We start from the raw sequence: 1,524 nt of genomic DNA, 5'->3' as shown, positions 1-1,524 counted from the left end.
TGAGGGGACCCCGGCCGTCAAGACTACCCTTCGGCGCCGCCTGAAAGCCTCAAGGGCTCACCAAAGAACATGCAAAAATCGACGTGCAAAATGCTTAAGCAGGGACCGAACACCTCCTTAGAACTGTTGTTTGAGCTTATCGAGGAGATAATAATCAATGGGTTCTAGTACCCGTTTAGCAGACAACCGCGGAGTACGCCGCCACGGGTGGTCCGGAGCAGGTTTTTTCGTACCATGTGGAGTCTTGGGTTGGGGTTTGGATTGCCCGAGTTCCTGCTCTGTATTCGCAATAGATGGCGGGCAAAAGAACTTAAGAGCAAACAGCCTGTCCTGATAAAGGGCGCTCAGAGAACCATCCAGGTGTGTAAGTACAACGACCTTGCTCCGGGGGCGGAGTAGGGCCACAATACCCCGGGAATCGATCAGCTGATAGCTACGTCCGCCGTATGAGATGGTGGAACCGTTGGAAGCCTTACGCTCTTCTTTCAAGCAAATAATCTGCATAAGCTCCTGCGGGGACGGTGCTGGCCGGAAGGCCGGTTCAGGGTCAGCCGGTTCTGTGGCGAAACGAGCGTTAAACCTGGCAATGAACTCCGGGAGGAGAGCATTAGCCTCTTCCAGCGTAGAAATACCAGCCAGGCGCAACTCAATAACCAAACGATGCTGTAGAGTGCCCCACAAACGCTCTACGCGGCCTTTAGCCTGGGGAGAGCGGGCAGGGATATGGATAATACCCAGTTCGTCTAGAGCTCGTCCGAATTGGGTAAGGGGTACCTTTTTACCGGCCAACTCCTCCTCGATGGAAAGCTTGTCGGTTTTCGGGGAGAAGAAGATAGTATGCCGGTCACTGTAAAGACTGTGAGGAACTCCATGGTTATTTAAGACCTGCCAGAGGACGTGCAGGTAGCCCATGGTGTCCTCCTGCAGCCGGAAGTAAAGGCCCAGGATTTTTCCGGTAGCATCGTCAATAGCCCCATGGAGGCTCATTTTAGGTCCTCTTCCTTCCAGCCAGTCAAAGGGACTGGCATCACACTGAACAAGCAAGCCTTCTTTAGGCATCCGGTCGCGGGAGCGCCGGCGGCGGGCAGTCTTATGAGAATGCGGGTTATGAACACCAGCTTTAGTAAGGATGCGGCGAACGGTGCGGGCAGAGAGTACGATGTCCTGGTACTGTGCCAAAAGTTCAGCCATATGTTCACAACTAGCATTCCGATATTCGTTTTGGGCCAGTTGAATCACTTTGTCGCAAACTGACTTGGGTACAGCATGGCTAGGCTTACGGCCACGGTTTTTGTGAGCCAGGAACGCCACACCCTCTTTTTGCATGCCTCCTTTAAGGCGTTTTACCTGGCGTTCACTGAGACCGAGAAGTTGTGCTGCCTGTCGGACTGTTAATTTACCGCTAAGAACCTGCTCCATAACGAACACCCGTTTTGCTTCCTTTGCGCTCAAGAAAATGTCTCCTCTCTCCATGGTGACATTTTCTCAGACCGCTTACAGGGTGACAATATCACAGTCCGACGA

The 1,524-nt window shown here is 52.9% G+C and carries 1 protein-coding gene; it reads right to left on the bottom strand.

Annotated features, from left to right (window positions below; genetic code table 11):
• Nucleotides 1-117: 117 nt before the first annotated feature.
• A complete protein-coding gene (locus D7024_RS14540; protein ID WP_243113868.1) occupies nt 118-1,419 on the bottom strand; it encodes an ISNCY family transposase in 1,302 nt (433 codons plus the stop codon).
• Nucleotides 1,420-1,524 lie beyond the last annotated feature (105 nt).

Origin of the sequence: Desulfofundulus salinus, assembly GCF_003627965.1 — a bacterium.
Taxonomy (GTDB): domain Bacteria; phylum Bacillota; class Desulfotomaculia; order Desulfotomaculales; family Desulfovirgulaceae; genus Desulfofundulus; species Desulfofundulus salinus.
The sequence above is the reverse complement of the archived record's forward strand: the minus strand, read 5'-3'. Positions and strand labels throughout refer to the sequence as shown.